Genomic DNA, 21532 nt, shown 5'->3' with positions numbered 1-21532 from the left:
GGTCGCGTCAGCGGCCAGGACTGTCGGTGGTCGCTGCTTGAGTGGGTGTCATGGAGATCACACTCGGCCCCGACGGCACCGGTGACGGTGCAGCTGGTGGCGCGGTCGCGGTGGTCTCCCGCGCCGAGGAGGCCCTAGCGGGGTTGGACTCGGTGCTGTGGGCAAGCCGGACCTCCGAGGAGCTGCTGGACGGCGTCGGTGCGCTGGAGGGGCTCCGCGCGCACCTGGCGGCGGTCGAAGCCGAGATGCTGGCCGAGATCCACGCCCGCGCCGCGGCCAAGACCGACCGTGCCTGGGCCTCCACCGGCGACTGGTTCACCCACCTGGGTGGGCTGCGCCGTGCGCAGGGCAAGCGGGCGGTCGATCACGCCGGGTTGCTGTGCGGCGACCGGCAGGCGACGTTGGCCGCGCTGCGCGCGGGCCGGGTCTCACCCGAGCAGGCCGGGGTGATCGTGGACGCGGTCGAGCAACTGCCCAGCAACCCGCGGCTGCGGGCGGAGGCCGAGGCGCTGTTGCTGGGCGAGGCCGAGCGCCTGGATGCCTCCGAGCTGAACAAGGCCGCGCGCCACCTGATCCACGTCGTCGACCCCGAACGCACCGAACGCGACCTGGAGAAGGCCCTGGACCGCGCCGAGCGGGCCGCGCACCTGGACCGGTTCCTGTCCCTGGTCGACGACGGCGCCGGCGGGATCCGCCTCAAGGGCCGCGGGTCGGTCGAGGACGCCGCGGTCCTCAAGGCCGCGCTGCTGCCGTTGACGAAGCCGCAGCCTGCGTTGAGCGACGACCCCGACGAGGGGTGTGCCGGGGAGGTCCTGGATCCGCGTGATCACGGCGCGCGGTTGTGGGATGCGCTGATCCAGACCGCCCAACACGCCCTGGACACCGACCAGGCACCGGAGTCGCACGGCGCCCGGCCGCGGGTCACCGTCACTATCGACTACACCGCCCTGACCGGGTGCCTGGACCGGCAGGCGCCTGCCAGCGGCGACGGTGGCATCGACTGGTCGCTGCTCGGTGCGGCGTTGCCTGATGACCTGGCCTCGGGGCTGGGGGTCACCGATGAGGGCCTCACCCTGTCCGCGGCCACCGCACGACGGCTGGCCTGCGACGCCGACCTGATCCCCGTCGCCCTCGGCGGACCAGGTGAACAACTCGACGTGGGCCGCGCCCATCGTCTGGTCACCCCGGCACTGTGGCGCGCGCTCGTCGTTCGCGACCGGCACTGTGCGTTCCCGGCCTGCACCCGACCCCCGGTGATGTGCCACGCCCACCACCTCACCCACTGGGCCGACGGCGGCGCCACGTCACTGGACAACCTGGTGCTGGTCTGCGGCCACCACCACCGCACGCTGCACCACAGCCCCTGGCAGGTCCGGCTCAACGCCCACGACCGACTACCCGAGTTCCAGCCACCCCCACCCCGCAGACGGCCCCACCACAGCCACGAGCACGACAGCCCACACACCGACTGCCCGGCCCCGGCGCCGCCCGACTGGACCCGCCACCGACCACGCCGGGAATAGCGCCACGGCGCCTGGAAAGCCCTCGGAGACCGCCGCCTGAGTCAGCGCCCCACCTCCGCAGCGTCCGCTGCCCCGCACAGCCTGGCGAGTGGTCCGACCACCGCGGCGTTGTGCTCAGGTGGACCGCCCGCGAGATCCGCACGCCCAACCGCAGCACCCCACCGAGCAGACCGCCACGAGCGGCTCAGGCGTCAGAGCCCTCCTGACGCTCAGCGTGCTCCTCCAGGCCCCTGCGCTCGCGCTCGTGGACCCACACGCCCCTCAGGTCGAGGATGCTCCAAGCCTCGCCTGGCGTTCTCCCGGATGGTGTCGACACGCAGCTGCGCGAACACGGCCACGGTCCCGAACAGCGCACGTCCCATCGGGGTGGCGGTGTCGATGTCGGGCTCGGTGAGGGACTTGATGTTCACGCTGCGCTCGTGGAGCTCGTTGATCGTCTCGATCGCCATCGTCGTGGTGCCGGCGAGTCGGTCCAGCGCGCGTACGACCAGGGTGTCCCCCGCCCGCATGTACCCCAGGCATACGACCCACTGCGGCCGGTCCGGTAGCCGCCTGGACTCGCCGTGGTCGACGAACACCCGAACGGCACCAGCTGCAGCTAGCTCGGGTGCCTGTGCCGCAGGATCCCGCTCGCGGGTCGAGACCCCCGCATACCCGACAGCGCCCACCACTCCCCCAACCTCGTTGATCGTCCCGAAAACGGTACTGCCGCGGTTCCGGCACAAATCAGTTTCGGTTGAGAGTTTCGGTTGACGCACCTGGGCGTGTCGAACCGGGTCGTCGACCGGGTCACCGAGGCCAACCGAAAACGATCGGTTGCGCGTCGTTGTAGGCATTCCACAGAACTTTCACCGCAGCCGTGTCTGTCTCCGGGGCCTGACCCTCGGATGCCTTGGCCGGCCGCCCTCGGGCCAAGGCAAGATGCAGACCGTGGCGAAGTTGAAGTACGTCTGGTTTTGGCCCAATGGCGGCCCCGTCGACGGGCAATGGGGCGACACCCCCGCGGAGGATGCGTTCGCGCGCACCTCACGACGGGTTACCGAGCGATACAGCGAGGCCCTAGCAACCTTCGGCATCGAGGCCCGACGATCAGCAGTGCAGATGTTCATAGTTCAGCCGGCGGAGCTCACCTCCAAGGTCGAGCTTCGCCTCGGCCTCCACCCAGCCGGTGACGAGACCATCGGCGTGCTCGTGCCTCCCAGCGTCGCTGACATGAGTCCAGCCGACCGGGCACGCCTCGTCCTCGAGGTCGTAGACACCGCCATGCAGCGGATCGGACAAGAGCGCGGATGGCCCCAAGACGCCCTCCGGCAGGCACGACAGCACACCCTCGATCACCACCTGTCCTTCGACATGGCCGGTCCATGGAAGACCAATCCCCAGCGCACGCGCCGGGCCCGCCCGGTAGCGCGGATCACCGACGAGGGGTGGGGCGAACTGTGCTTCGAGGTAGCCGACGCCAAGTCGGGACACGCCCTAGGATTCACCCGCGCGGTGAGGAGCCCCGCGAACTCTCTGCCAAAGTTCAATCGATCGTCCAAAGAGTCGAGGTGGGCGGACGAAACGACCATCGAGCGACCGGACGGCTGGCAGACCCGGCTGGTCAGCGACTGGGGCAAGGTGGACGCCTTCGATGCCGACGCCCTGCGCCCTTGGCCCCCGGTCACCTATCCCGCGGCTACACGCTCCCCACTGCCTATCGAAACAACAGAGCTCTGAGAACCACTGAGCACCTCACGTAACCAGCGCGCCCCCTACAGCCCGCGAGCACACTCATCTGTCGATGAGCGGGCGGGTCCTACAGGTCTTGGCTCTCCGCGCCTTCAGCCAGATCTGACCAGAACGGGACGTGGGCGCGATCCGGTGACGGGTGCAGGGGCGGGACCTTGAACTCGTGGGCCACGTAGTCAAGGAGGTCGTCGCCGTAGTAGATGACGTCGGCCTGGTGCACCGAGAAGACAGGGCTGGGTCGGTACTCAGGGTCGACCGTCAGGTACCGATGGGAGAAGATCGGCACCAATCGGGGAACACGAGCCAGATGGGCACGTGCGTGGCGCTCTTTCTCGGCGTGGTCGTCAGGACGTTCGCCCCACGATGAGGGCCAGAACGCGTTGTTGTGCACATCGAAGACCACGCCGTCGATCGGCCAGTTGAGTCGGCCCCGCAGGTTCTCCGGTGATCCGTTGCGCCAGTCGGGCCACGAGGGCTCACCTGCTGGCAGAGCCGACTGAAGCAACTGACGGTGTTCGGGGCCGAAGGTGAAGTTGAACTGGTCTTCGATCCGCGAGACTTCGGCGTCGGACAACCCTGGGTCAAGCCGCACACTGGCTGCCTGCAGGCGCTCAAGAGCCCGAGCAACAAGATCTTCCATGTCGGCGATCATGCCGGACAGAACGCACTCACATGCCGCTGGTCGAGCGGCCGTGCTCGCTGCCTGCGCGAAGACGCGCTAGGGAGCAATCCAGACCTCGGGCTCGCTTTCCGCGGCGCTCATCTGTCCAAAGGACAGTGTCTTCTTGAACCTGCTCCGCGTGTAGGGCAGCAGCACGACCAACGCCGCCCCTTCTTGATGCTCAAGTTCCACTCGAACCGCATCGGAACCGTTGGCCCGGACGTCTGCGACGAACGCCACTGCTCGAGCGGCATCAGCATTGGCCCTCGCTGCGCCATAGAGCAGCCCCAATACCTCATCAGAGGCGGGGTGCTCCCCCAGCCCCGGATCGGCAGCGGTCAGCGACGACTCACCCTTGCTCGATACAGAACCCCCGAACGGATAGAACTCACCGTTCTTTCCGAGCAACTCCTCCGCAAGTGGCAGTACGACGTTGAGTAGACCGTCGAGGTCGTCCTGGACCGATGGGGAGGCTGCGTCCCGCCAAGAAGTCATGGCATCGGATCCTGGCACGGTGAAGCGGACACCTCACACAAAACGCACTGTCTGGCGAAACCCGCGCGTCGACTCACTGGTCCGGACGTACTCGGCGAAGCACGCATTCACCCGTCAGACTTCGGTCATGCCAGGGAGCGATGAGCGTCGAGCCGCATCTCAGAGCATGCCTATGGCTCTGGCTCAAATCGTCCTGCTCGGCGCTCTTGTCTGGGCCTGGTCAGGTGACACCGAATCGGCCTCGGGGACGATTGACTGGGCATACGTAGCCCTCACCCTGGCCACGCCGACGCTGCTGGCTGGCTCGTTTCTGATGGCCAGACGTATCCGGCAGCGAACGGACCCTTCCACATCTCGCGCCGGCCGAGTGCTCGGATGGGCTGCTCATTACACGACCCTGACCATCCTGGTCCCGACCGCCGTGTTCGCGCTGCCGAGCACCCTGATCGCGATCTTCATCGACCCCGTCGGCTGACACTTCCGCTCGCTCATGCCGCGCCCCGAACGTCCGTAACGCCGCGAAGCAGCGGAGCCATCGAGCCCCGCGGCTCCTGGCGCGACGAGCACCATGGAGACTGGAAAGCACCCCAAGCGGCGAACCGAACACCGCCCCCAGCGAGCGAGGCATCCCACATATGAGTCGCCGGCGTCGAAACCCATCAGAAGGGCGCGCCATGCTCTTCGCGGTGAGCTTCCTAGCCGCTACAACTCTGGCTGGGACGGTGGTCGCAGTCATGGGCCACACCACTGCCGCAGCGGCGATCTGGATAACGGGCCCGTGCATCCCTGTAGCCATCATCTTCGTCAAGCCCTGGGTTGCCCTCTTCGCTCCTTCCGAGGGCAGCGACGGCGACGACACGCTCTGAGCACGTCCCTCATGCGCGCGGCGGGGCTCCGGCCTCGTGATGTCGGCGGCAGCTACGGAAGGCCTCGGGGACTCGCGACGTTCAGAACCGACCAATTGTGGTCGACCATTCACGAGCGGCGACTCCCACGAGAGACCTGCAGTCCGCCCGATGATGGGAAGGCCATCCCGGCCCGTCGACACCACCTCGGCCACCCGAGACGAACTCGTGGGCGTCGGTTCGCCTGCTGACGCATTCAGCGCTGCGGCTTAGTGCCCTTGAGTCCTTCCCGGAACCCCTGGGCGGCTGCTACCAGCGCCGGCAGCGCGTAGAAGGCCGACAGGAACACAACCACCGACCACAAGATCGCGGCCGGCATCTCCCAACCTAGGAGGCCCAGCAAGGCAACAACACTGACGAGCACGACGCCCACGATTAGATACCTGGGGCGCACCCGCCCAGCCCAGGCGGAGAACGCCACAAGCCCTCGACCAACGGATCTCATGCCCCGCATGGTGCCTCACCGACTGTCGATAGCCCACAAACGGAGATCTGCCTCCCGAAAGTCGCAACCGAAACCTCCCGGTGTTTCGGCTGACAGGAATCGGTGCCACGTTGTGAAGGGGGTTTTCGTTGGAGCCACCAGGTCCGCACCGAAAACGATCGATTTCGGGGGTTGTCCAAGCCCCGGGGTCGTGGACCCTCGAGAGGGTGATAGGCACACCAGGCGGCACCCGGGGCTTCCAGATGGTCGAGGTCGCCTCGATGGCCGAAGCCGAGGAGATCGCGCGCCGGCTGCGCTGAGCCGGGCTCAGCCGAGGCCGGGCTCAGCCGAGGCCGGGCTCAGACGAGCCGGGCGAGCACCGCGGCGGCACGCTCGGCGTCGGCCCGGCTGACGTCGAGGTGGGTGACCAGGCGCACCGTGGTCGGTCCCACCGTCGCCACCCGGACGCCCTCAGCCGCAGCGGCGGCCACCAGCGCGGCGGCCTCGGCGGCATCGCGGCGCTCCACGACCACGATGTTGGTGTCCACGCCGGCGGGGTCGACACCGCACGCCTCGGCCAGCAGCCGGGCGTGCGCGTGGTCGTCGGCAAGCCGCTCCAGCTGATGGTCCAGGGCGTGCAGGCCGGCGGCGGCGAGGATGCCGACCTGACGCATCCCGCCGCCCATCCGCTTGCGCCAGATCCGCGACTCGGCGATCGCCTCGGCGCTGCCGACGACCAGCGAGCCCACCGGCGCGCCCAGCCCCTTCGACAGGCACACGGCCATCACGTCGGCCACCGCGCCGTACTGCTCGAGCGGCGTCCCGGTGGCGACGTGGGCGTTCCAGATCCGGGCGCCGTCCATGTGGATGCGGGTGCCGACCTCGTCTGCCCAGGCGCGCAGGGCTCGCAGGTCCTCCAGGGGCAGCACCGCGCCCCCGGCGAAGTTGTGCGTGTTCTCCACCGAGACCGCGGCGGTGGGCACGAAGAACGGACCCATGTCGGGGGCGTAGAGCCGGCGCACCGCGGCCAGGTCGACCTGGCCGCGCTCGGCGGTCCAGGTCCGCATGGTCAGCCCGGTGTACGCCGCGTGGGCGCCGAGCTCGGCGCGGGCGATGTGGGCCGAGGACTCGCAGAGCACCTCCTGGCCCACCCCGACCACGGTGCGTACGGCGAGCACGTTGGCCATCGAGCCGGTCGGGGTGAACAGCGCCGCCTCGTGGCCCAGCAGGCCCGCGACCCGCTCCTCCAGCGCGCGCACGGTCGGGTCCTCGCCGTACACGTCGTCGCCGACCTCGGCGTGCGCCATCGCGCGGCGCATCTGCTCGGTGGGACGGGTGAGCGTGTCCGAGCGCAGGTCTACGACGTCAGCCATCGGTCGGTATCAGGCCGTGCGCGGCCCGGCCGCACGCAGCATCTCGGCGACCAGGAAGGCCAGCTCGAGCGACTGCACCCGGTTCAGGCGCGGGTCGCAGACCGACTCGTAGCGGTTGCCGAGGTCCATCTCGAGCAGGTCCTCGCCGCCGCCCACGCACTCGGTGACGTCGTCGCCGGTCAGCTCCACGTGGATGCCGCCGGGCCAGGTGCCGAGCGAGCGGTGCACGTCGAAGAAGCCCTGGACCTCCTCGATGACGTCCTCGAAGCGGCGGGTCTTGTAGCCCGAGCTGGCCTCGAAGGTGTTGCCGTGCATCGGGTCGCAGACCCAGGCCACGGCGATGCCGGCGGCGGTCACCTTCTCGATCAGCGGCGGGAGCCCGTCGCGGATCTTGCCGGCGCCGAAGCGGGTGATGAAGGTGAGTCGCCCGGGGATGTTGTCGGGGTTCAGCTTGGCGGCCAGCGCGATCGCGTCGTCGGCGGTGGTGGTGGGACCGAGCTTCACGCCGATCGGGTTCTTGATCCGGCTGAGCATCTCCACGTGCGCCCCGTCGAGCTGCCGGGTGCGCTCGCCGATCCAGACGAAGTGCCCCGACACGTCGTACGGCTCGTGGGTGCGCGAGTCGATGCGCGTCATCGCGTGTTCGTACTCCAGCAGCAGCGCCTCGTGGCTGGAGTGGAAGTCGACCCGGTGGAACTCGGCCGGGTCGGCGCCGATCGCCTGGATGAAGTTGAGCGCCCGCTCGATCTCGTTGGCGATCGCCTCGTAGCGCTGCCCGGCCGGCGACTCGCGCACGAAGTCGGTGTTCCAGGTGTGCACCTGGCGCAGGTCGGCGTAGCCGCCGGTGACGAAGGCGCGCACCAGGTTCAGCGTGGCCGCGGAGGCGTGGTAGACGTCCACCAGCCGCTGCGGGTCGGGGATCCGCGACTCCGGCGTGAACTCGAAGCCGTTCACCGCGTCGCCGCGGTAGGCGGGCAGCGTGACCCCGTTGCGGGTCTCGCTGTCGGAGGAGCGGGGCTTGGCGTACTGGCCGGCGAGCCGGCCGACCTTCACCACCGGCACCGAGGCGGCGTAGGTCAGCACCACCGCCATCTGCAGCAGCACCCGCAGCTTGTTGCGCACGTTGTCGGCCGTCACGCCGGCGAACGTCTCGGCGCAGTCGCCGCCCTGGAGCAGGAACGCCTCGCCGCGGGTGACCGCCGCGATCTTCTCGGTCAGCTCGTCGCACTCGCCGGCGAAGACCAGCGGCGGGAAGGTGCGCAGCTTGGCGACCGCGGCGTCGACGGCACCGGCGTCGGGGTAGCTGGGCTGCTGGGCCGGGCCGAAAGCGTGCAGGTCGGCGAGGTCGGGGAAGGTCACCCGGGAAGTTTACGCGGCCCCGGCCACGCCGCCCGAATCCGTCCGCGCCCGCACCGGCCCGCTCGCCGCTGTCGTCACTGCGAGAGGTGGTCGATGTCGCGGAAGCCCGTCTTCTTGGCGCGCACCCCCCGGTTGGTGAGCCAGGTGAGCAGCCACAGCGCCACGCCGATCCCGATCAGCACGGCCGCGATCTGGTACTCGATCGTGGCCCGGTCGACCCACGGCCCCAGCAGGAACAGGCACAGCAGGCCGGCCACCACCGGGGTGGGGCCGGGCGAGGTGAAGGTGCCCCGGGCATCCGGGTCGCGGCGGCGCAGCACCATGCAGGACACGTTGACGATCGTGAACACGCCCAGCAGCAGCAGCGAGGTGGTGCCGGCGAGGCTGCTCACCACCGTGCTGTCGGGGTCGGAGGAGACGTACCAGATCAGGCCGACGGCGAGCAGCGTGCTGAAGATGATCGCGACGTACGGCGCGCGGGAGCGGTGCGAGATCCGTCCCAGCGAGCGGGGCAGCACGTCCTGGCGGGCCATCCCGTAGAGCAGCCGGCTGGCCATCAGCATGTTGATCAGCGCGGTGTTGGCGACCGCGAACACCGCGAGGAACGGGAAGACCTTGTCGATCGGGAAGTCGGGGGCGCCCTTGCTGACGACCTCCAGCAGCGCCCGGCCCTCGGACTCGTTGATGGTGGCGAGCTCGGAGGGGGTGAGCACCGCCACCACCGCCACCGCGACCAGCATGTAGAAGATCACCGCGATGCCCAGGCCGGTGAACATCATCTTGGGGAAGATCCGCTCAGGATTCTGGGTCTCCTCGACCATGTTGACCGAGTCCTCGAAGCCCACCATCGCGAAGAACGCCACGGAGGTCGCCGCGGTCACCGCGAGGAACATCCCCTTGTCCTCGGGCGACTCGAACATCGTGATCCGGCTGAGGTCCCCGTCGCCCTGGGTCATCGCCCAGAACCCGACCCCGATGACGATGCCCAGCGCGGTCATCTCCACCAGGGTGAGCACCACGTTGAACTTCACCGACTCCCCCACCCCGCGCAGGTTGATCAGCGCGAGCAGGACCATGAAGGCCATCGCCACCAGCATGGCGCCGGTGCCCGTCGGGTCCAGCCCGGTCTCCCAGCCGGCGCCCTCGAGGCCGCCGATCAGGTTCTGCGCCAGCACGTTGGAGGACGTCGAGGCGCTGGTGATGCCTGAGCAGATCACCGCGAACGCGACCAGGAACGTCACGAAGTGCAGGCCGAAGGCCTTGTGGGCGTAGAGCGCAGCGCCCGCGGCCTGGGGGTACTTGGTGACCAGCTCCAGGTAGGACATCGCGGTGAGCGTGGCCACGATGAACGCGACCAGGAACGGCAGCCACACCACGCCGCCGACGATGCCGGCCATCTGCCCCGTCACGGCGTACACGCCGGCGCCCAGCACGTCACCGACGATGAAGAGCAGCAACAACTTGGGGCCGAGCGCTCGGGTGAGCTCCTCCGGTGCGCCGTCGTCGGATGCGGTGGGCTGCACCTGTGCTGTCGGGTCCATCTCGGCCTCCGGTTCCTAGGCCCGCCGGTCGAGGGCCCGTCTCCGCAGCGTTCCCAACTCTGGCGGACCTATACTGGCCAGAGTGCAGCAACTCCTGAGCGCCTCGCCCTCCGCCCTGCGGTTCGTCTACGAGGATCTCGTGATCTCCGCGGACCTCTCCCGCGTCGAGCTCCACTACCGGATCACCGACGGTGCCGAGTCAGCCGACTTCGTCGAGGTCGTCACCCTGCCCGGCCCGCCCAGCCCGGACGTCGATGAGGACGTCTTCCGCGCCCTGGCCCGCCGGCTGTGGCTGGTCGCCGGACTCAGCTACTACAAGACGGTCGTCCCGGAGCTCGTCGAGGTGCCCTCGGGGCTCACCGTCTCCGAGCGGGAGTTCCTGGCCGAGACGGTCCGCAAGGGCCTGGGCGAGTTCGCCTATCGCAACGACCTGCCCGCGGCCCTGACCCCGCGGATCGAGGCCCCGGAGCGGGCGGGCGCCGCCCCGCGCGCCGCCGGGCAGACCGTCTCGCCCGCGGAGCCGGCCAGCGCGCTGGTGGCCGTCGGCGGCGGCAAGGACTCGATCGTCACCATCGAGTCGTTGCGCTCGCTGCCCCTCTCGGTGCGGCTGTTCTCGGTCAACACCTACGACCCGATCACCCGGACCGCCGAGGCCGCGGGGTTGCCGCTGCTCACCGCGCTGCGGCGCCTGGACCCCCGGCTGCACGAGTGGAACGCCGCCGGCGCGCACAACGGGCACGTCCCGGTCACCGCGATGAACTCGGTGATCGCCTGCCTGACCGCGCTGCGCTCGGGTCTCGACGCGGTGGTGTTCTCCAACGAGGCGTCCTCCTCCTACGGGAACCTCACCTGGCAGGGGTTCGAGGTCAACCACCAGTGGTCCAAGGGCCTGGCCTTCGAGTCGCTGCTGCGCGAGGCGCTGGCCGAGCTGGGCACGCCGCTGGAGTACGTGTCGTTCCTGCGCCCGCTCTCGGAGCTGGCGATCATGCGCCGCTTCGCCACGCTCACCGACTACCACCCGGTGTTCACCAGCTGCAACCGCTCCTTCCACCTCGACGAGTCCAAGCGCCGGTCCTGGTGCGCCGACTGCGACAAGTGCCGCTTCGTGTTCCTCACCCTCGCGCCGTACCTGCCGCGGGAGAAGCTCCTGGCGATCTTCGGCGCCGACCTGCTCGCCGACCCCGCGCAGCTCTCCGGCTTCCTGGACCTGCTGGCGGTGGGCGAGGGCCACAAGCCGTTCGAGTGCGTCGGCGAGCCGCTGGAGTGCCGCGCCGCGCTGGCGCTGCTGCGCCGGCACCCCGACTGGGCCGAGCACCCCACGCTGGCGCTGCCGGTGCTGCGCGACGTGCAGGTCAGCGAGGAGGAGATGGCCGAGGTCTTCTCGTTCTCCGAGCGGCACTTCCTCTCCGGCGCGCTGGAGAAGGCCGCCCGTGCGGTTCTCTGACCTGATCGGGCGCCGGGTCGCGATCTGGGGCTACGGCACCGAGGGCCGGGCGGTCGAGCGCCACCTGGTCGCGCTCGGCATCGACGCCGTCATCGCGCTACCCGACAGCCGGCCCGAGAGCCACCTCGACGGCCGGCCCCCGGCCCCGGCGTACGACGCGCAGCCCGGCCTGCCGACGACGTACGGCGCCGAGGCCGCGGCGGCGCTCGAGGCCGCCGAGGTCGTGGTGAAGTCCCCCGGCATCCCGGCCACCTCCGAGCTCTACCGCACCCTGACCGAGCGCGGGGTGGCGCTGACGAGCATGCTGGACCTCTGGCTCAGCGACAACCGCGAGCGCACGATCGCGGTGACCGGCACCAAGGGCAAGAGCACCACCTCCAGCCTGGTGCACCACCTGCTCGCCCACCTCGGGGTGCCCAGCGCCCTGGTCGGCAACATCGGCGTCCCGGTCCTCGACGCGCCGCCGGCCCCGGCCTGGGCGGTGGTCGAGGTCTCCAGCTACCAGGCGCAGTCGCTGTCGGTGTCCCCGCACGCGGCGCTGGTGACCTCCCTGTTCCCCGAGCACCTCCCCTGGCACGGCTCGGTCGAGCGCTACTACGCCGACAAGCTGCACCTGCTCGACTTCGGCCCGGAGCTCGTGGTGAGCAACGGCGCCGACGCGCGGCTGTGCGCGCGGGTGGCCGAGCACACCGGCCCCGGGACCCGGGTCGCGCTGACCGGGCCCGAGACGCCGCACGTCTCGGCGGCCGGAGACGTGGTGTGGCCGGGCGTGGGCACCCTGGCGGCCGGGGACCTCCCGCTGCCCGGTCGCCACAACGCGCAGAACATCGCGATGGCCCTGCTCCTGGTCCGCGACCTGGGGCTGATCCCGCCCGGGTGCGAGCCCGAGGCGCTCGCCGCCGTCACCACCTTCCGGCCGCTGGCGCACCGCCTGGAGACGGTGCCCTCCAGCGACGGGCGGGTCTGGGTCGACGACGGGCTCGCCACCGCCCCCGAGGCGGTGGTGGCGGCGCTGGGCTCGTGGCCCGACACCCACGTCGCGCTGGTCTTCGGCGGCCAGGACCGCGGCCTGGACTTCTCGCCCCTGCTCGAGCACCTGGCCGAGCGCTCGGCCCCGGTCACGGTGCTGTGCATCGGCGCCGCCGGAGCCCGGCTGCTCCAGACCGCGCCGGCGGTGCTCGGCCAGCGCCCGGACGGGCCCACCCTGCTCGGGTTCGCCGGGCTCGAGGCGGCCGCCACCTGGGCCCGCTCGGAGCAGAACCCGGCGCGGGTGGTGCTGCTCTCCCCCGGCGCCACCAGCTTCGACGAGTTCAGCGACTACGCGGCGCGCTCGGCGCGGTTCCGCGAGATCGCCGACGCCTGACCTCGCACGACGACTGACGCCGTACCCCCTGCTCCCAGGCGGTACGGCGTCAGTCGCGCTTGTCCCTCAGGCGGTGCCGTCAGAGCGGCACCGCAGCCTCAGCCGAAGAAGACCTCGGCGGCGGCGTAGTCGTCGGGCTGGACGAGCTTGAGCTCGCCGGTGCCCACCGACAGGTCGACCCGGGCGATCTTGGTGCCGTGCAGCGCCATCATCTTGCCCCAGTCGCCCTCGGCCACGGCGTCGGCGGCCTCCAGGCCCAGGCGGGTGGCCAGCCAGCGGTCGAACGCGGTCGGCGTGCCGCCGCGCTGGACGTGACCGAGGACCACGGAGCGGGCCTCCTTGCCGGTGCGGCTCTCGATCTCCTGCGCGAGCCGCTCGCCGATGCCGCCGAGGCGCACGTGCCCGAAGGCGTCGAGCTCGCCGGTCTGCAGGGCCATCTCCCCGCCCTTGGGCGTGGCGCCCTCGGAGACCACGATGATCGGTGCGAACTCGTGCTCGAAACGGCTCTCGACGTGAGCGCACACGGACTCGATGTCGAAGGGTTGCTCGGGGATCAGCACGATCGCCGCGCCGCCGGCGATGCCGGAGTGCAGGGCGATCCAGCCGGCGTGGCGACCCATCACCTCGACGACGAGGGCCCGCTTGTGCGACTCCGCGGTGGTGTGCAGCCGGTCGATCGCCTCGGTGGCGATGTTCACCGCCGTGTCGAAGCCGAAGGTGAAGTCGGTGCCGGACAGGTCGTTGTCGATCGTCTTGGGCACGCCGACGACGTTGACGCCGAGGTCGGCGAGCTTGGTGGCCACCCCGAGGGTGTCCTCGCCACCGATCGCGACCAGCGCGTCGACACCGTCCGCGGCGAGGTTGTCCTTGATCCGCTCGACGCCGCCCTCGATCTTGAACGGGTTGGTCCGCGACGAGCCGAGGATCGTGCCGCCGCGCGGCAGGATCCCGTGTGTGGTCTCCACCGCCAGGGGCATGGTCAGCCCCTCCAGCGGTCCGGCCCACCCGTTGCGGTAGCCCACGAACTCGAAGCCGTGGACGGTCTCGCCCTTGCGGACGACTGCTCGGATCACCGCGTTGAGACCGGGGCAGTCCCCGCCTCCGGTCAGCACACCTACGCGCATCGTGTCTCCTCTTGCCTCGTCGATTCGGACTTCAAGACAACAGCCTGCCACGTCGCCGGTCGACACAGAGGGGACCAACGCACCGAGGTCGCATGACCAGAGTCACCAGCCTCGCGGTCGATGCGAGCCACTAGCCTGAGCGCCATGACGTTCTCGATCGTGGCCCGCTCCGCCGACGGTGAGTCCTGGGGGGTCGCCGTGGCCTCGAAGTTCCTGGCGGTCGGCAGCGCCGTGCCGGCCGCGGTCGCCGGGATCGGCGCGATCGCCACCCAGGCGCACGCCAACGTCGCCTACAAGGGCCTCGCCCTGGCGCACCTCGACGACGGCGCCACCGCACCGGTCGCGCTGCAGCGGCTGCTCGAGGAGGACGAGCTGCGCGAGGAGCGCCAGGTCGGCATCGTCGACCTCGACGGCGTGGCCGCCACGCACACCGGGGCCAACTGCTACGACTGGGCCGGCGGGATCGTCGGCGACGGGTACGCCATCCAGGGCAACATCCTCACCGGTCCCGAGGTGGTCGCCGCGATGCAGCAGGCCTTCGAGTCCAGCGACCCCGAGGCGCCGCTGGCCCGCAGGCTGATGGCAGCGCTGGTGGCCGGCGACGAGGCCGGCGGGGACCGGCGCGGGCGGCAGTCGGCGGCGCTGCTGGTGGTCCGCGAGGATGCCGGGTACGGCGGCCTCGACGACGTCGCGGTCGACCTGCGCGTCGACGACCATGTCGCGCCGTGCACCGAGCTGCAGCGCCTGCTCGACCTCAACGACCTCTTCCTGACCGCCTCGAGCGAGGAGGAGAAGGTCGCGGTCACCGAGGACCTGGCCGCCGAGATCCAGACGATGGTGCGCGCGCTGGGCCACGCGGACCTGCACGAGTGGGTGGGCACCGAGAACTTCGAGATGCGGGTGGCCCCCTCCGGGTCCTGGATCGATCGTCGGGTGCTGGGCCTCCTGCGCGAGCGGGCCGGGGCACAGGGCAGCCAGCAGGGTGGCCGGCAGGACGGGGCCCGCGGATGAGCGTGCTCGCCATCGACGCCGGCACCACCGGCGTCACCGCGCTCGTGGTCACCTCCTCCGGCACCATCGCGGCCCGCGGCTACCAGGAGTTCGCCCAGCACTTCCCGCGCCCGGGCTGGGTGGAGCACTCCCCCGAGGAGATCTGGCAGGCCACCCTCGAGGCCACCCGCAGCGTCCTCGCGGCGTACGACGGCGACGACCTGCGGGCGATCGGCATCACCAACCAGCGCGAGACCGTCGTGCTGTGGGACCGGGAGACGCTGTCGTCCCCGCGCCGCGCGATCGTCTGGCAGGACCGGCGCACCGCCGACATCTGCGTGCGGCTGCGCGACGCGGGCCACGAGGACCGGGTCCGCGAGCTGACCGGGCTGCGGCTCGACCCCTACTTCTCCGGCACCAAGCTGAGCTGGCTGGCCGAGCACGAGCCGCACACCTGGGCCCTGGTGGAGTCCGGGCGGTACGCGATCGGGACGGTCGACTCCTACCTGATCGCCCGGATGACCCGCGGCACCTGGCACGTCACCGACGTCTCCAACGCCTGCCGCACCCTGCTCTTCGACCTGACCACCGGCGACTGGTCCGACGAGCTGTGCCAGCTCTTCGGGGTGCCGCGCGACGCGCTGCCGGAGCTGGTGCCCAACTGGGGCGAGATCGCGACCAGCGACCCCCGGGTCTTCGCCGGCCTCAGCCTCCCGATCGCCGGCCTCGCCGGCGACCAGCAGGCGGCCCTGTTCGGGCAGACCTGCTTCGACGAGGGCGACTCCAAATGCACCTACGGCACCGGGTCGTTCATCCTCACCAACACCGGCGGCACCGCGGTGCGCAGCGACGCCGGGCTGCTGACCACCGCGGCCTGGCGCGCACCCGACGGCAAGCTCACCTACGCCCTCGAGGGCGCCATCTTCGTCACCGGCGCGGCCGTGCAGTGGCTGCGCGACGGGCTGCAGATCGTCGGCTCGGCCGCCGAGACCGCGGCGGTCGCGGCCACCGTGCCCGACAGCGGGGGCGTCGTGTTCGTGCCGGCCCTGACCGGGCTGGGCGCCCCGCACTGGGACCCGCAGGCGCGCGGCACGATCCTCGGCATCACCCGGGGCACCACCCGGGCGCACCTGGTCCGCGCGACCCTCGAGGCCATCGCCTTCGAGGTCCGCGACGTCCTGGACACGATGCCCGGGCTGGTCTCGCTGCGCGCCGACGGCGGTGCCAGCGCCAACGACCTGCTCTGCCAGATCCAGGCCGACCAGCTCGGCGTGCCCGTCGAGCGGCCCCGGATCGTCGACACCACGGCGCTGGGGGCGGCGTTCCTGGCCGGCCTCGGCACCGGCGTGTGGTCCTCCACCGACGACCTGCGCGAGACCTGGCAGCTCGACCGGAGCTTCGCGCCGAGCGGCGACCGGGCTGACGCGGACGCCGCCCACGCCCGGTGGCGCGAGGCCGTCGAGCGGTCCAAGGGGTGGGCCGAGCTGAGCTGAGCCGGGCTCAGCCCACCTCAGCTCAGCTCAGCGCGGCCCGCGCCGTCTCGACCGCCCGGGTCGCCTCGGCCACGGTCTGCTCGGCCTCGGTCCGGACGTCCTCGGCGTCGGCCAGCTCGTCCTCGACCTCCTCGGCCCGGGTCTCGAGCTCGGCGATGCGCCGACGCAGCTCCTCGAGCTCACCGTGCAGCTGCAGCCCGCGCGCCTCGAGCTCCTCGACCTCCACAGTCGCCGAAGACAGTGCCGCCTCGGCCTCGCCGAGTCGCTCCTGGGCGCCAGCCAGCCGCTCCTCGGCCGCCCGCCGCGCCTTCGCCTCCGCGTCCGGATCGGGTACGACGCGCAGCTCGGGGCGCGCCTCGCCGGCCTCCCCGGGGTGGGCGCGCTCCTGACGGGACGCCTCGAAGCCCAGCGCGTCCGGCAGCGCCACCGCGTCCGCGAGCTCCACCTCCCCGACCCCGGTGACCGCCAGCGCGCCGACCAGCAGCCCGCTGCGCACGGCGCGGGCGCAGTCGGCGTCGATCATCGCCGCGGTGAGCGTGGCCTCCACCTGCTCGGCTACGGCCTCGGTGACCTTGTGGCCCTCCTCGCGCGCCAGCCGCCGAGCGCGGGTGGTCACCGCCGCGGTCAGCATCCGCCGCTGCTTGGTGAGCTCGCGCAGCTGGCCGGCGTCCAGGTCGGCCTGGGCCTGGCGCAGCGCCTCGCCGACGGCGACCAGCTGGTCCACCTCGTCGGTCTCGCGGCGCACCAGCAGGTTGACCACCCAGGCGGCCACCGACGGCTTGCGCAGTGTCTTGACCCGGGCGGCCAGCTCCTTGTCGCCGGCCTTGAGCTCCTTGGCGCGGGCGTCGCGGGTAGCGGTGAACTCCGCCAGGGACAAGGCGTAGAGCGCGTCGGCCACGCTCAGCAGGGCGCTGGCCGGGGAGTCGGGCGCATCGGAGGGCACGCCGGTGAGCATAGGCCGCGCACGACGGCGTGACGCGGAGCACACGAGTCCCTATCCTGACAGCATGACTGTCATCGTGGATCGTCCCGAGGTGCCGACGAGCGTGCGCAACCGTGCCGAGGCGCTGCGCCGCCACGGTGAGCACGCCGCGGCGTACTTCGCCGGGATGTGGGACGGGGACCCGCTCGCCGACGCCTTCGTGGCGGACTTCGCCCGGATCGGACACGGCCGGGCGATGCGGATGCTGCGTCAGGCCTGCCGCGAGGGCATCGACGCGGTCGCGGACGCGCCGGACTCGCTGCGCGCGCTGTTCGCCCAGCTCGACCACGTGCCCTCCTGGGTCGACCTGGACCGCGTCGAGGCGGGCAACGCGCAGACCGCGCGCTACGCCCGTCAGGCCGGCATCGTGCTGGGCGCCGCGTCGCTGGTCTCCGGCTACGCCAACTCCGCGGCCTCGCGGCCGCTGGAGATGACCGGTCGCTACATCGAGAGCGCCGGGGTGCGCACCATCGAGGTGGGCTCCTGGCTGCTGGAGACCAACCGCGTCGGCGGCCTGCGCCGCGACGGGGCGGGCTTCGAGCTCACCGTCCGGGTGCGGATCATCCACGCGCTGGTGCGCCACCACCTGCGCGACGCGGCGCAGTGGGACGAGGCCGCGTGGGGCGTGCCGATCTGCCAGTCCTACCTCGCCTACACGCTGATCGAGTTCTGCCTGATCCCGGTGCGCGGGATGCGCGCCATCGGGGCTCCCTACCTGCCCCACGAGGTCGCCTCCTACTACGAGGGCTGGCGCTACGTGGGCTACCTGATGGGGGTCGACGAGGCGCTGCTCCCCCACGACCGGGCCGACCAGGAGCGGCTCGAGGAGCTCTACCTGCTGACCCGGCCCGAGGTCGACGACTACTGCCGCCGCCTGGTCGGCAGCATCAACACCGAGTTCCTGGTCCCCGAGATCGAGCAGCTGCTGCCCGGGCGCCCCGCCTGGCTGCGCCGGCTGGCCCCACCGGTGGTGCACGCCCTGGAGCGGGTGTTCATCGGCGACGACATCGCCGATGAGCTGGCCATCCCCGACACCCGGCTCAAGCACCTGGTGCGCGCGGCGGGGCCGGTGCTGGCCGGCGTCAACGCCACCCTGGACCGCAGCGCCCGGCTGCGTGCCCTGCGGACCCGGCGCGGCCTGCGGATGCGGGAGCACCAGGAGGCCCGGCTGCGCAGCCGCTACGGCGTGCAGCACGACCTCGTCGACGCCTCCCCCGACGGCGGCCGGCCGCACCCGGCCCGCGGCTGAGCCCTCACAGCTCGAGGTCGTACTCCATCTCGACGGGGTACGGCGGCCAGGGAGCCGGCCGGCGCTGGCCGGTGGGCCGCCACCCGAGGTGCTCATAGAGCCCGCGTGCGCGATGGTTCTCCACCAGGCACCACAGACTCGCGCGCCGCGCCGAGCCCTGCCGGATGGCCGCGGCCGCCCGCTCCACCCCGGCCCGGCCCAGTCCGCGGCCCCAGTCGTCGGGATGCACGGCCAGGATCCGCAGCGTGCTCTCGTCGTACGCCGTGACCGCGGCGAGCCGCTGCTCGCCCTCGACCACCTCCACCACGGCACCCGGCTCGGTGAGGATCAGCGTCCAGCGGGCGAGCACGTCGTCGAGCGGGTAGGGGTGCCGCTCGGGCGCGAAGACGTGGCCCAGCGAGGCCAGGTTGGCGCTGCGCTCGAGGTCCGTCAGCGCCCAGGCGTCGTCCGGGCCGGCACCGCGCCACCGGATCGGCGCCGCCCGCCCGCGCACCGGATCGCTCACGTCGCGTCGCCGTCGAGTCCCTGCGCGATGGCCCAGCGGGTCAGCTCGACGCGGTTGTGCATCTGCAGCTTGCGCAGCGTGTTCTGCACGTGGTTCTGCACGGTGCGGTGGGACAGCACGAGGCGCTCGGCGATCTGCTTGTAGCTCATCCCCTTGGCCACCATCTTGAGCACCTCGGTCTCGCGCTCGGTGAGCTGCGGCGCGTCCGGGTCGGGGGCCGCCGGCCCGTCGGCGAGGCGGCGGAACTCCCCCAGCACCAGGCCCGCCAGCCCCGGGGTGAACACGGTGTCGCCGGCAGCCACCCGCCGGACCGCGTCGAGCAGCTCCTCGCGGGAGGCGGACTTCACCAGGTAGCCCGTGGCACCGGCCTTCACCGCCGCCAGGACGTCGGCCTGCTCCCCGGAGGCGGACAGGATCAGCACCCGCGCGGACGGGTCGTGGCGCAGGATCTCCCCGGTCACCTCGACGCCGTTCGGGCCGGGGATCTGCAGGTCCAGGACCACCACCTGCGGCCGGGCGGCGGGGAAGCGGGCGATCGCCTCGTGGCCGTTGGCCGCCACCGCGACCACGTCCAGGCCCGCGGCCAGCAGGTCGCGCTCCACCGCGTCGCGCCACATCGGGTGGTCGTCGACGACCATCACCCGGATGACCTGACCTGCGCCGTCGATCGTGCTCATCTCACTCCCCCGTGATCGGGCGCTGGTAGCGCCCACGTCGGTGCACCAGCGGATCCGGCTCGTCGCCGATCGTGACCTGCTCGATCGCGCAGGTCACCAGCGTGGACCAGCCCACCTCGGTGGTCTCCTCCAGCCGCACCCCGGCCCAGGTGGTGACCGAGTCCAGCAGCGGACCCCACCGGGTCCCGGTGAACTCGGCCTGGGCGAACATCCCGCCGGGGGCGGGTGCCGTCCCGGCGAAGATGTCGGCCAGGTCGCGATGCGGCCACCTGAGCAGGCCGACCACGGCGCGGCCGGTGGACTCGAGCACGTCGAGCAGGTCGGAGTCGGGGTCGACCAGTGCCAGCACCACCCCCGGCTCGCCGCCGGCCACCATCAGCGAGGAGACCGTCAGCCCGGCCCGCCCGGACTCCTCGTCACCGGCGGTCCAGAGGCTGACGACCCCGCCCAGCCGCGCGCGCAGCCGCCGGGTCGGCTCGCGGTCGGGCTCGGGGTCCAGGAAGGGGTGCTCGGTGTGGATCGTCACGCGTCCTCCATCAGGGCTGGGGTGCGCGGCACGGTGAGCTCCCACTCGGTCCCGAAGGACCCTGTGCCGAGCTCGGCGGTGCCGCCGAGGTCGCCCATCCTGCCCAGGATCGATCCGCTGACGCCCAACCGGCCCTCGTCGACGGCTTGCTCGAGCCGGCCGGGGGCGATGCCGGGGCCCTCGTCGCGCACGGTCACCACCACCCGGTCGCCCAGGTCCTCGAGGAGCACCCAGGCCGGCGCGTCGTCGCCGACGTGCCGGGCGACGTTGTCCAGGCAGGCCGCGGCGACGGCCACGAGCTCCTCGACCACCGAGCGGGGCATCGGCACCGGCGTGCCCGGCCCCGAGACCACGGTACGAGGTGGGCGCCGGGTGCCGAGCCGCTCGAAGGCACCCACCAGGTCCGTGAGGGTCTCGCCCGCGGAGGTCTCCTGCGCCGCGTCGGGGACCGAGTCCTGCTGGCGGATCATCGCGCGCAGCGCGACCTCCTGCTCGCCGGCCAGGCGACCCAGCTCGGCACCGGCGCCGCCCAGCTCGGCGCCGCGGCGCTGCACCAGCGCCAGCACCTGCAGCACGCCGTCGTGCACGGCGCGCGCCAGCCGGGCGCGCTCCTCGGCGGCGGCCGCGGCCCTCTCGGCGCGGTCGCGCTCGACCGCCATCCGCTGCAGCGACCCGCACAGGTAGCCCACGATCGGCCCACCGATGAGCAGCAGGAACACGTGTCCGTAGTTGGTCTGGGTGATCTCGGCGCGGGCCGCCAGGTCGACGACCGACAGGCAGACCCCGGCGACCAGGCCGCCGAGCGCGCGCCAGTGCACGGCCCAGGCCATCAGTGCGCCCGCCACCCAGAAGCCGGGGACGGTGGCGCGGAAGTCCTCGCCCTTGAGCAACGGCGAGGCGGCCAGCGCGGCCATCGCCAGGGCCAGGTCCAGCACCAGCAGCGCGGTGACGCGCCGGCGCGGCGCGGCGTAGGCCCAGATCGCGAAGCCCGTCCACAGCCCCATCGCGACCACCACGGCGATCCCGGCCACCGGGTGCGTGAAGTTGCCGATCCGCCACAGGTTCAGGCCCACCGCGTTGGCCAGCACCACGACGCGCAGCACCGCCAGGGCCCGGAACATCCGGTCCTCGACGGCCACGGCACCCGCCGACTCGCGCCACATCGCG

At 71.7% G+C, this 21532-nt stretch carries 22 protein-coding genes; 9 read left to right on the top strand and 13 right to left on the bottom strand.

Annotation, left to right across the window (positions count from 1 at the left end):
• The first annotated feature begins 50 nt into the window (after positions 1-50).
• Positions 51-1523, top strand: coding sequence for an HNH endonuclease signature motif containing protein (locus tag AC6EI4_RS13945; protein ID WP_498451806.1), 1473 nt, complete (start codon positions 51-53; stop codon positions 1521-1523).
• A gap of 209 nt (positions 1524-1732) precedes the next feature.
• Here AC6EI4_RS13945 and AC6EI4_RS13940 read toward each other — a convergent pair whose 3' ends face one another.
• Positions 1733-2359, bottom strand: coding sequence for a recombinase family protein (locus tag AC6EI4_RS13940; protein ID WP_498451805.1), 627 nt, complete (start codon positions 2357-2359; stop codon positions 1733-1735).
• 94 nt (positions 2360-2453) lie between these two features.
• Here AC6EI4_RS13940 and AC6EI4_RS13935 point away from each other — a divergent pair, with 94 nt between their 5' ends.
• Positions 2454-3242, top strand: coding sequence for a hypothetical protein (locus tag AC6EI4_RS13935; RefSeq protein WP_498451804.1), 789 nt, complete (start codon positions 2454-2456; stop codon positions 3240-3242).
• Between the two features lie 79 nt (positions 3243-3321).
• On the opposite strand, the gene AC6EI4_RS13930 is transcribed toward AC6EI4_RS13935, so the two are convergent.
• A complete protein-coding gene (locus tag AC6EI4_RS13930) occupies positions 3322-3906 on the bottom strand; it encodes a hypothetical protein (RefSeq protein WP_498421856.1) in 585 nt (194 codons plus the stop codon).
• A 66-nt stretch (positions 3907-3972) separates the two neighbouring features.
• On the bottom strand, positions 3973-4410 hold the full coding sequence (locus tag AC6EI4_RS13925; RefSeq protein ID WP_498451803.1) for a hypothetical protein: 438 nt from the start codon (positions 4408-4410) through the stop codon (positions 3973-3975).
• 172 nt (positions 4411-4582) lie between these two features.
• Between AC6EI4_RS13925 and AC6EI4_RS13920 the strand changes: the two genes are divergently transcribed.
• Positions 4583-4885, top strand: a complete 303-nt coding sequence (locus tag AC6EI4_RS13920) for a hypothetical protein (protein ID WP_498451802.1) — start codon at positions 4583-4585, stop codon at positions 4883-4885.
• 199 nt (positions 4886-5084) lie between these two features.
• On the top strand, positions 5085-5276 hold the full coding sequence (locus tag AC6EI4_RS13915; RefSeq protein WP_498421859.1) for a hypothetical protein: 192 nt from the start codon (positions 5085-5087) through the stop codon (positions 5274-5276).
• Positions 5277-5511: 235 nt separating this feature from the next.
• Here the strand turns inward: AC6EI4_RS13915 and AC6EI4_RS13910 are convergent, their stop codons facing one another.
• The 4 genes from AC6EI4_RS13910 to AC6EI4_RS13895 all read right to left on the bottom strand — a co-directional run bounded on the left by AC6EI4_RS13910 (position 5512) and on the right by AC6EI4_RS13895 (position 10012).
• Positions 5512-5688, bottom strand: coding sequence for a hypothetical protein (locus tag AC6EI4_RS13910; protein ID WP_498451801.1), 177 nt, complete (start codon positions 5686-5688; stop codon positions 5512-5514).
• Between the two features lie 410 nt (positions 5689-6098).
• Positions 6099-7112 (bottom strand): threonine aldolase family protein, encoded by a 1014-nt coding sequence (locus AC6EI4_RS13905; protein ID WP_498451800.1) that lies wholly within the window; start codon positions 7110-7112, stop codon positions 6099-6101.
• A 9-nt stretch (positions 7113-7121) separates the two neighbouring features.
• Entirely contained in the window at positions 7122-8471 is a 1350-nt protein-coding gene (locus AC6EI4_RS13900) for a class II 3-deoxy-7-phosphoheptulonate synthase (RefSeq protein WP_498451799.1), read from the bottom strand.
• A 74-nt stretch (positions 8472-8545) separates the two neighbouring features.
• On the bottom strand, positions 8546-10012 hold the full coding sequence (locus AC6EI4_RS13895; protein WP_498451798.1) for an APC family permease: 1467 nt from the start codon (positions 10010-10012) through the stop codon (positions 8546-8548).
• 82 nt (positions 10013-10094) lie between these two features.
• On the opposite strand from AC6EI4_RS13895, the gene AC6EI4_RS13890 reads away from it, so the two are divergent.
• A complete protein-coding gene (locus AC6EI4_RS13890) occupies positions 10095-11456 on the top strand; it encodes a MurL-like N-terminal domain-containing (RefSeq protein WP_498451797.1) in 1362 nt (453 codons plus the stop codon).
• A complete protein-coding gene (gene murD, locus AC6EI4_RS13885) occupies positions 11443-12819 on the top strand; it encodes a UDP-N-acetylmuramoyl-L-alanine--D-glutamate ligase (RefSeq protein ID WP_498451796.1) in 1377 nt (458 codons plus the stop codon). The genes AC6EI4_RS13890 and murD overlap by 14 nt, the downstream gene beginning before the upstream one ends.
• A gap of 98 nt (positions 12820-12917) precedes the next feature.
• Here the strand turns inward: murD and AC6EI4_RS13880 are convergent, their stop codons facing one another.
• Positions 12918-13943: a 6-phosphofructokinase gene (locus AC6EI4_RS13880; protein ID WP_498421866.1), complete on the bottom strand. Its 1026-nt coding sequence runs from the start codon at positions 13941-13943 to the stop codon at positions 12918-12920.
• Positions 13944-14087: 144 nt separating this feature from the next.
• Between AC6EI4_RS13880 and AC6EI4_RS13875 the strand changes: the two genes are divergently transcribed.
• Positions 14088-14954 carry a DUF1028 domain-containing protein gene (locus AC6EI4_RS13875; RefSeq protein WP_498451795.1) on the top strand — a complete coding sequence of 289 codons (867 nt, stop codon included), beginning with the start codon at positions 14088-14090 and terminating at the stop codon, positions 14952-14954.
• A complete protein-coding gene (gene glpK, locus AC6EI4_RS13870) occupies positions 14951-16426 on the top strand; it encodes a glycerol kinase GlpK (protein WP_498451794.1) in 1476 nt (491 codons plus the stop codon). Before AC6EI4_RS13875 ends, glpK begins: the two co-directional genes overlap by 4 nt.
• 22 nt (positions 16427-16448) lie before the next feature.
• On the opposite strand, the gene AC6EI4_RS13865 is transcribed toward glpK, so the two are convergent.
• Positions 16449-17369, bottom strand: a complete 921-nt coding sequence (locus AC6EI4_RS13865; protein ID WP_498451793.1) for a hypothetical protein — start codon at positions 17367-17369, stop codon at positions 16449-16451.
• 64 nt (positions 17370-17433) lie between these two features.
• Here AC6EI4_RS13865 and AC6EI4_RS13860 point away from each other — a divergent pair, with 64 nt between their 5' ends.
• Complete coding sequence (locus AC6EI4_RS13860) at positions 17434-18657, top strand: oxygenase MpaB family protein (RefSeq protein ID WP_498421870.1); 1224 nt, start codon at positions 17434-17436, stop codon at positions 18655-18657.
• 4 nt (positions 18658-18661) lie between these two features.
• Here the strand turns inward: AC6EI4_RS13860 and AC6EI4_RS13855 are convergent, their stop codons facing one another.
• Genes AC6EI4_RS13855 through macS form a run of 4 tightly spaced genes read right to left on the bottom strand, consistent with a single transcriptional unit; the run spans position 18662 to position 21528 of the window.
• A complete protein-coding gene (locus AC6EI4_RS13855) occupies positions 18662-19162 on the bottom strand; it encodes a GNAT family N-acetyltransferase (protein ID WP_498421871.1) in 501 nt (166 codons plus the stop codon).
• On the bottom strand, positions 19159-19839 hold the full coding sequence (locus AC6EI4_RS13850; RefSeq protein WP_498421872.1) for a response regulator: 681 nt from the start codon (positions 19837-19839) through the stop codon (positions 19159-19161). The genes AC6EI4_RS13855 and AC6EI4_RS13850 overlap by 4 nt, the downstream gene beginning before the upstream one ends.
• A 1-nt stretch (position 19840) precedes the next feature.
• On the bottom strand, positions 19841-20365 hold the full coding sequence (locus tag AC6EI4_RS13845; protein WP_498421873.1) for a flavin reductase family protein: 525 nt from the start codon (positions 20363-20365) through the stop codon (positions 19841-19843).
• Positions 20362-21528, bottom strand: coding sequence for a MacS family sensor histidine kinase (gene macS, locus AC6EI4_RS13840; protein ID WP_498451792.1), 1167 nt, complete (start codon positions 21526-21528; stop codon positions 20362-20364). The genes AC6EI4_RS13845 and macS overlap by 4 nt, the downstream gene beginning before the upstream one ends.
• Positions 21529-21532 lie beyond the last annotated feature (4 nt).

Source organism: Nocardioides sp. Z43_10, from assembly GCF_059766615.1.
This window is presented reverse-complemented; position numbering and strand designations above follow the sequence as displayed.